At 60.5% G+C, this 8,562-nt stretch carries 7 protein-coding genes; 4 read left to right on the forward strand and 3 right to left on the reverse strand.

Annotated elements, in window-relative coordinates:
* Both EN984_RS13520 and EN984_RS13525 read right to left on the reverse strand, forming a co-directional pair.
* The coding region (locus tag EN984_RS13520; protein WP_127383781.1) for a thiamine pyrophosphate-binding protein at positions 1–1,256 on the reverse strand (1,256 nt) is incomplete at its 3' end.
* Positions 1,257–1,362: 106 nt separating this feature from the next.
* Positions 1,363–2,373, reverse strand: a complete 1,011-nt coding sequence (locus tag EN984_RS13525; RefSeq protein WP_127270532.1) for an ATP-dependent DNA ligase — start codon at positions 2,371–2,373, stop codon at positions 1,363–1,365.
* Positions 2,374–2,599: 226 nt separating this feature from the next.
* Here EN984_RS13525 and EN984_RS13530 point away from each other — a divergent pair, with 226 nt between their 5' ends.
* The 3 genes from EN984_RS13530 (at position 2,600) to EN984_RS13540 (ending at position 5,388) form a co-directional block, all read left to right on the forward strand.
* Positions 2,600–3,190: a LysE family translocator gene (locus tag EN984_RS13530; RefSeq protein ID WP_127270534.1), complete on the forward strand. Its 591-nt coding sequence runs from the start codon at positions 2,600–2,602 to the stop codon at positions 3,188–3,190.
* Positions 3,191–3,516: 326 nt separating this feature from the next.
* A complete protein-coding gene (locus EN984_RS13535; RefSeq protein WP_127270605.1) occupies positions 3,517–4,809 on the forward strand; it encodes an Nramp family divalent metal transporter in 1,293 nt (430 codons plus the stop codon).
* 87 nt (positions 4,810–4,896) lie between these two features.
* Positions 4,897–5,388, forward strand: a complete 492-nt coding sequence (locus EN984_RS13540) for a hypothetical protein (RefSeq protein WP_127270596.1) — start codon at positions 4,897–4,899, stop codon at positions 5,386–5,388.
* Positions 5,389–5,463: 75 nt separating this feature from the next.
* Here EN984_RS13540 and EN984_RS13545 read toward each other — a convergent pair whose 3' ends face one another.
* Positions 5,464–7,575, reverse strand: coding sequence for a catalase (locus tag EN984_RS13545; protein ID WP_127270593.1), 2,112 nt, complete (start codon positions 7,573–7,575; stop codon positions 5,464–5,466).
* A 291-nt stretch (positions 7,576–7,866) separates the two neighbouring features.
* Between EN984_RS13545 and EN984_RS13550 the strand changes: the two genes are divergently transcribed.
* Entirely contained in the window at positions 7,867–8,430 is a 564-nt protein-coding gene (locus EN984_RS13550; protein WP_127383782.1) for a sigma-70 family RNA polymerase sigma factor, read from the forward strand.
* Positions 8,431–8,562: the final 132 nt, after the last annotated feature.

Genomic DNA, 8,562 nt, shown 5'->3' on the forward strand with positions numbered 1-8,562 from the left:
CAAGCCATCGATGCCAGCGATCCGGACACCCCAAATGCCTGGCCGCTGCGAAGATCGACATGGCGGGCGGCCAGTTCCGTGTTCTGACCGGAATCCGTGGCCAGCACCGTGTCGTCGGCCAACCGTTGTCCGAACGCCCGGGCAATCGCCTGTGGCTTCAAGGGTTGCGCCTGCATGTCTTCCGACTGCCGCATCATCTCGCGCCATTTCCTCATGGTCTCCTGGGAACGGTGCAGGAACTCATCGGAGGGCTTCTGCGTCAGACGTTGGTTCAGCGCGCGCAATGTCTCGGCCGCGTCGCCGACAAGGCCGGCCTCGACCGGAAAGCGCAAGCCGATCCGCTGCGCATCGCAGTCGATCTGGACGCCACGGGCCTGCCCGGGCTGCGGGTAGTATTCGATATAGGGAAAGGTCGAACCGACAATCAGCACCGCATCACAGCTCTCCATCGCCTCTTGCGAAGCCAGGGTTCCAAGAATGCCGATCCCGCCGGTGGTGTAGGGATGGTCGTCCGGCAGCACCGCCTTGCCCAGCAAGGCCTTCGCGACAGGCGCCTGCAGCAGTCGCGCCGTGTGTTCGAGTTCGGCGGCCGCGCCGATGGCGCCGCGTCCGGCCAGGATCGCAACCCGCGAAGCGTCATTGAGAATGGCGGCGGCTTTGTCGAGCTCAACCTCCAGCGGTACGCTGTGACCGGCGAACATATCCTGCGGCGTGTGCGCCGGGCGATTGCGCTTGGAGCGCTTCGACGGATCGCTCTCCTGCTCCTGGATGTCGCTGGCAATCGAAAGATGGGCGACGCCCTTGCGCGCCAGCGCGGTTCGGCAGGCAAGGCTGGCGACGTTTTCCATATGCGCGGCGTCGGCGACATGTGCATTGTAAACGGAGACATCGTGGAACACGCGCGTCAGATCGACATCCTGTTGCGTGAACGTCTCGATCAGATCGTGGAACTGCATGCCCGTAATCGCCAGCACCGGAGCCTGGTCGAGCTTGGCGTCATAGAGGCCGGTCAGAAGATGTGTTCCGCCGGGACCGGACGTCGCAAGGCACACGCCCAGCTTTCCTGTCCACTTGGCATACGCACATGCCATGAAGGCAGCCGACTCTTCATGCCGGACCTGAACGAAGGCAATCTTGTCGCGCCGCGTCCGCAACGCTTCCATGACGCCGTTTATGCCGTCTCCCGGCAAGCCGAACACCACCTCCACGTCCCAGGCGACGAGCGTATCGATGAGAATTTCTGCTGCATTTGGCATGTCGGGGTAGCTCCGGTGGATGGTGTCCGAACCGGTGAATCCCGAGTTGGTTCCTTCGTCACAATAAATCGTGACAGGTTTCTGGAAGCGATCTTCCAGGAGCGGTCTATTCGATCTGCTCAAACGTGCATTGCCGTGGCGCCTTGTCGGGGCGCCAGCGCAGCAGTTTGGTGCCGTGGCGGAATCGATTGCCGGTAACGTGGTCGAAGCGGACCTCCACCACCAGTTCAGGCTGCAAGGGTTCCCATTGTCCGCTGCGCTCCGTGCTCCAGCGGCTCGGGCCGCCGGGCGCCTTGCCGGTGAATCCGGGCTCTGACCGCAGCCCTTCCAGCCGGCGCGTGAGCGCTCCTCTGTCGGTCCTGGCGATGGTCGACGTGAAGCCGACGTGATCGAGCTTGCCGTCGTCATTGTAGAGGCCGAGGAGCAGCGAGCCAACCTCACGACTGTCCGCGAGATAACGGAAACCGCCGACAACGCAATCGGCGGTGCGCCTCGGCTTTACCTTCACCATCGCACGTTCGCCGCACAGATAATGCTCATCAAGCACTTTGGCCATGATGCCGTCGGTCGATGCATGGCCGGAGCCGTGTAGCCATCGAGCCGCCGTGGCTGCATCATAAGTGCACTTCGACAGGCGAAGATCTGGACTGTTCGAGGAGGTCACCAAGTCCTCGATCGCTCGCCGCCGTTCCACAAGTGGCTTGCCCGTGATGACCTCGCCGCCCGGCCTGGCAAGCATGTCGAAGAGGATCAGACTGGCAGGCGTCTGCGAACTCAGTTTGCGGATTCTGCTTTGTGCCGGGTGAAGGCGCATCTGCAGCGCCTCGAAGGAAAGCTCACCGTCAACCTCAATGACAATCTCGCCGTCGAGGACGAAATGCCCGCGCTTGAGGTCACGCAAAATGTCCGTGATTTCTGGAAAATAGCGGCCGAGCGGCTTGCCGGATTTGGCGCGCAGGTCAACGGTGTCGTCGCTCTTGAAAGCCAGGCAGCGAAACCCGTCCCATTTGGGCTCGTACTGCCAGCGGTTTCCATCCCGGGGGATTTCATCGGCAAGCTTGGCCTCCATCGGAGACGTGTCCAGCGGGAGCGGGAAGGCGTTTATTGGTTCATGCACGGGTAGGCCTCCAAAACCGGCTCAGGAACGGCTCCGGCTTTTTTCAACTTCCAGGACTGGCACCGCGTTCCATCTGACGGTTCATGCCTGGTTCTTCGCGATGGGACATTTTCATTTGCCGCGGAACCCGGATGACGGCTGGCCGCTTTGATGTCATCGGCAGCGCTAACGGAGATGCCCCATCGATCCCTCATTGTGGATAGCTTTTGTCGGAACCGTCATTCTCATGCAGGTGCCGCCAGGTCCCGACAGCATGCTGGTGATGGCCCGCGGCATTGGACAGGGGCGCGACGTGGCGCTGCTCACGGTGCTCGGCATGACGCTGGGCGCCGGACTTGTGCAGCTTCCGCTGATTGCATTCGGCCTGTCCTCGCTTGTCCACGCCTCGCCCCTGGCGTTCAATCTGCTTCGATGGGCCGGGGCGGCCTACATCGTCTGGCTGGGTGTCCGGCTGCTGCTTTCATCCTCGGCAACCATTCCCACGGGTGACCTCAAGGCCCTGCGGCCGCTCGCCGCCGCCCGGGAAGGAATGATCGCCAATCTGAGCAATCCCTGGCCTTTGATGTTCATGGTTGCGTTCCTGCCGCAGTTTGTCGATCCGCACAGGGGCTCCGTCACGTCGCAGCTGGTGCTGCTTGGCGCAACACAGAAGATAACCGGTGTGCTGGTGCTGGGAGCCTATGCCTTGGCATCGGGCGCGGCCGGGGCATGGGTCATGCGGCACCCTCGCGCAAGGCTTTGGCAGCAGCGGCTCACCGGCTGTCTCATCATCGGCCTCGGCTTACGGATGGCGATCGGCGGCGGTACGAGCCGCTGACCAAGCGGATGAACGGGCTGGGCCGAACACTCGACTTTGGCGCCGCGGGATTTTCTTTCGGGGAAAGTTTTGTGCCAAGTCGCCTGAATGACAGGCTCCGACACCCTTCTTCAGTGGAGCGGAGCATTCGCTTGGATGTCCGGCTCCGCCGAAAGAACCCGCATCGGATGAAACGTCGTCGCGGGCCGGGACTGGTCCAGGAACAAAAAGCCTGACCAGAGGTTCGAGCCTCGATCTCAATGCAGCTTGAAACGGCTGCTTCATCGCCGTCCGATTGGAATGTTCGTCATGATTTCTTGCGTGGCCTCGGTAAAGACGCGCCTTCAATGAACAAGCCACCTGACGAGGGCCAAAGGGCAAGCGGGCAAAAAAAGGGCGGCGTCGTTCGGGCTCTCGGGCTTGGTCTGATCACCGGCGCGGCCGATGACGACTGCTCGGCCATCGGTACCTACGCGAGCGCCGGAGCGCGGTTCGGGCCTGACCTGCTGTGGACGGCACCTGTCACGCTGCCGATGATGTATGTCGTCGTCTATCTTTCATCCAAGCTTGGCCAGGTTTCGGGTCGCGGGCTTTTCAAGGTCATATCGGACTTCTATCCGCGTTGGCTGCTATGGTCCGTGCTGGTGGGCGTGCTGATTGGCAACACGATCGAGGCAGCCGCAGATCTTGGCGCCATGTCGGCGGCCATCGTGCTGTTCGTTCCTCTGCCTGCTCCCTTGGTCGTCATTGCCGTTGCGGTCGTCATTTTTGCCCTGCAGGTGTTCGGATCGTATAAATTGATCCGAAATGTGTTCCGGTGGCTGGCTCTGGCTCTGCTTGCCTATGTGGTCTCCGCGGTGCTTGCCAAACCGGATGCAGCCTCTGTCCTGCGCGGCACGCTGTTGCCAAAAATCGAATTCAGCCGCGAATACCTGTCCATCCTCGTCGCCATCATCGGGACCACGCTCTCCGCATACCTTTACACGTGGCAGTCCAATCAGGAGGTGGAGGAGGAGATAGCCAAGGGTCGAACGAGCCTCGAAGAGCGCAAAGGCGCCACGGAGAGCGAACTGCGCCGATCCCGCCGCGACATCCTGATCGGCATGACGTTCTCCAATCTGATCATGTATTTCATCATTCTTTCGACAGGTTCGACGCTCTACAAGGCCGGGCAGACGCAGATCGAGACAGCGGCGCAGGCGGCCGAAGCGCTGCGGCCGCTTGCCGGCGACGCTGCCAGCATTCTGTTTGCGGTCGGTGTAATTGGCGTTGGCTTTCTGGCCGTGCCGATCATGACCGCTGGCGCCGCTTTCGATTTCGCTCAGGCGATGGGATGGAAGAATAGCCTGCATGCCAAACCCCGCCAGGCTCCCAAATTCTACATCGTGATTGGGATCATAACGCTGGTGGCGGTGGGTCTCAATTTCTTCGGCTTCAACCCTATGAAAGCCCTGGTCTGGTCGGGCGTCGTGCAAGGATTTTCAACGCCACCTCTGCTGCTTCTCATCCTGATCATGACCAACAATCGCAAGATCATGGGCGACAAGGTCAACAGCATAAGCACGAACATCCTGGGCGGCGTGACGACCCTGGCGATCTTTGCGGCGTCGGCGGGACTGGTGGCAAGCTGGTTCCTGTAGCTCGCCGGGCGGGAAGGATGTTCAGGCGCAGTGGAACATCGGCGGTCAAATGTCGTTGAGACGCTTGTGGGAGAAAGGAGGTTGTCCATGTCAAAGTTGCAGGCCGCCACTCCGGATCGTCTAAGACAACTCAGGCTTGAAGCTTCAGCACATTTTGCTCCGTTGATGCTGAACGAAGCCCTGTTGCGCCTTTCCCATGCCTGCGGAGGCGACAGCCTCGACCGCTTCGAGAAAGCCATGGTTGATCAGATCGAGGCGGCAGAGGACGATCGCGCCGATTTCGAAACGATCAAGGAATTCGCGATCGAGCAACTTTACGCCCTGGTCCGGAACGCCAACGATTCGCCAGAGAGGAAACAGCCGCTTGAGAAGATAGACACACGCAGAACGCCCGGCCGTTCCGAAGAACCACGCACGCTCGAGGACCAACTGCAGGCGGGATTGGAGGATTCCTTTCCGGCGAGCGATCCGCCCTCAGTGGTGTCCACGACCATTTCAGGCGGAGCAAAGAAGCTGGTCGGGACCGATGAGGTCCTGGAAAAGCAGCGGCAAGCGTCCAGCAAGGAAGATCGCTCGTAGATCGGGGTGCGGACTGGGTTGGCGGCAAACCAAAGCCTGCGGACATGCCAGCGGAAAACAGCTGACGTCATCGCATCAAAGCTTGACAGCCGCCTCCCGCGCCCAGAGCCGCAGCTTCCGGCATGACCGCACAAATGCAGTTACCGAAGCTGCCGAATCCAGCCGCGTCAGCCCCTCATCGGCATCGGGAGCGACGCCTGCTTTGGCCAGGAGCGGCTCGGCCCCCGGGGTGAAGCCGATGAACTTGCAGTGCGCAAACGCATCAGACACGAAATCCTTCGCAGCGGCCTCCTTGACCAGCAACTCGGCGCCCGCCTCGGAGAGGAGCAGCACCACCGCGTCGAACAATACGGACGGACCGCCGTCGATCATGTGCCTTGCCTCGATGTGGGTGCCGTCGGCGGCTTCGACGCCACCCACCTTGGGCGCAACCACCTCCATCACCGCGCCTTCCGCTTCGATGGCGGAACGAAGTTCCTCGAACAGCGCGACATCGGCTCCATCGCTGAGCATGACACCGACTTTGCGGCCTTCGAAACTATTGGGTCCATTTTGGATGATGCTGAGCGCCGGCGACGGCGGCAAGTCATCGCGCGGCGGAACGGCGGCTTCGGCAGGTTCGGGCAGGTCACGGATGCCGAGCTTATCGGCGACCGTGGTCGCCAGCGTTTCATCGATGTTCAACAAATGCGAAACCATGCGCTCGCGGATTGCCGGCGCCTGGACCTTGCTCAGTTCAAACGTCAGCGCCATCGCGATGTGACGCTGCTCCGGTGGTGTCTGGCTGTTGAAGAATTGCCGGGCCTGGCTGTAGTGATCGGCGAAGCTCTCCGCGCGCAGACGTACTTTCTGCCCTTGTTCGGCATCGGCGAAAGAACGGAAGCCACGCTGCGGATCCTCGCGCGGTCCCAGTCCCCATGAGTTCGGCTCATAGTTGGCACGACCGGCCGGGTTGCGCATGGCCATGTGCCCGTCCTGTTGAAAATGGGCGAACGGGCACTTCGGCGCGTTGATCGGCAGATGGGTAAAGTTCGGGCTGCCCAGCCGTTTCAATTGGGTATCGAGATAAGAGAAGTTGCGGCCTTGCAGTAGCGGATCGTTGGAGAAATCGATTCCGGGCGGCACATTCTGCGTCATGAACGCCACCTGCTCGGTCTCGGCGAAGAAATTGTCCGGCATCCGGTCGAGCACCAGCCGACCGACCGGAATTGGTTCGAGGACCTCTTCGGGAATGATCTTCGTTGCATCCAGGATATCGAAGTCGAAACTGTCGGCAAATGCCTGATCGAACAGTTGCACCGTCAACTCCCATTCCGGGAAATTGCCGGCCTGTATGGCCTCCCACAAATCGCGGCGATGGAAGTCGGGATCGGCACCATTGATCTTGACCGCCTCGTTCCAGACCACCGATTGCATGCCGAGCTTCGGTTTCCAGATGAATTTGACGAAGGTGGATTCGTCCTTCGCGTTGACGAGGCGGAACGTGTGCACACCAAAGCCTTGCATGAAGCGGAAGGAACGCGGGATCGCGCGATCCGACATGATCCACATCACCATGTGCATTGATTCCGGCATCAGGCTGATGAAGTCCCAGAAATTGTCGTGCGCCGTCTGTGCCTGCGGAAAGGCACGGTCGGGCTCCTGTTTGGCGGCGTGGATCAGATCGGGAAACTTGATGGCGTCCTGGATGAAGAAGACCGGGATGTTGTTGCCGACGAGATCCCAATTGCCCTCCTTGGTGTAGAGCTTGACCGCGAAGCCGCGCACGTCGCGGGCGAGATCGAACGAACCCTTGTTGCCGGCAACCGTCGAGAAACGAACGAATGCCGGCGTCTTTTCACCAGCTCGCTGGAAAATGTCGGCACGTGTGTATTTGGCAAGTGACTCGTAGGTCTCGAAAAAACCATGCGCGCCATAGCCGCGGGCATGAACGACCCTTTCCGGGATGCGTTCGTGGTCGAAGTGGAAAATCTTCTCGCGAAAGTGAAAGTCTTCGATCAGCGATGGTCCGCGCTCACCGATCCGCAATGTGTTTTGGTCGTCGGAGACAGGCGTTCCGAGCGCCGTCGTAAGGGCAGGCGTGTCGTCCCCCGCGATCTGGTGCAACTCGCCGCCATTTCCGCGCGCGCTATTCTGATCCAGTCCACTTGCCGATTGGCGAGCGGAGGGGCGAGCGGATTTGGCCATGACAGATCCTCGATCGATACCGGAAGGTTGAAGTGGTCAAGCCATCAAACTGCCGGTGAGCAGCTTTGTTCCCGTAAAAAATGGACGCTGGAGACACCGCTGTCGGAGGAGCCGGGACTGCTGCGGCGATGGTGCGCGCCGATCGGATGACAGATATCTCCGCCTGCGCACAATTCATGAAGAGTTGTCTCCGGCACGAGGAACGAACCAAACTTCCATGCATTTAGCTGGGGCTGCGTTCACACACTCTTTCTTCTGGGAGCTGGACCATTGTCATCCGGAGGCTGCCTTTTGGCCGACCAGGAAACCAATGAAGTTTCCATCGTTGACCTGATACCTGCCCTGCGGGCATTCGCGCGCACCTTCTGCCGCGTCCCCGACGACGCTGACGATCTCGTGCAGGAGACACTGACCAAGGGTCTCGCCAACATCGACAAGTTCGAACCCGGTACGCGCATGAAGTCGTGGCTCTTCACCATCATGCGCAACACTTACTATACCCGGGTCAAGATCGCTGCCCGGGAGGCGCCCGGCCTGCTCGATTGCGCGTCTTCGAGACCAATTTCGGAAGCCACCCAGGAATGGACCGTTCAGAGCAAGGAAGTTCACGGCGCCATTCAAAGGCTGCCTGAACACCAACGCGAGGGCCTGATGCTGATCGGCGTTTTGGGAGTGAGCTACGAGGAAACCGCCGACATATGCGGTTGCGCGGTCGGAACGGTCAAAAGCCGCCTGAACCGTGCGCGCGCCAACATCCTTGAATTCCTGGGGGAGAGTTCGCTGCAGACATTGATAGAAAGACGAAACCAGCTGTCGGATGGTCAGCTCGATGTCGAGGTCGACGGCCGCAGATAGTCAGTTCTTCACGTCGCGCCGACGTTTCTCGACGAGCGCGTTCTGCAATTCGATCGCCAGCTTGGTCAGGCGGTCTGGAATTTTTTCCTGCTCTATGGCGGCCAGCAGGGAAGCAATCTCCTGATCCACAGC

This window comes from Mesorhizobium sp. M7A.F.Ca.CA.004.12.1.1, from assembly GCF_003997835.1.
Taxonomy (GTDB): Bacteria; Pseudomonadota; Alphaproteobacteria; order Rhizobiales; family Rhizobiaceae; genus Mesorhizobium.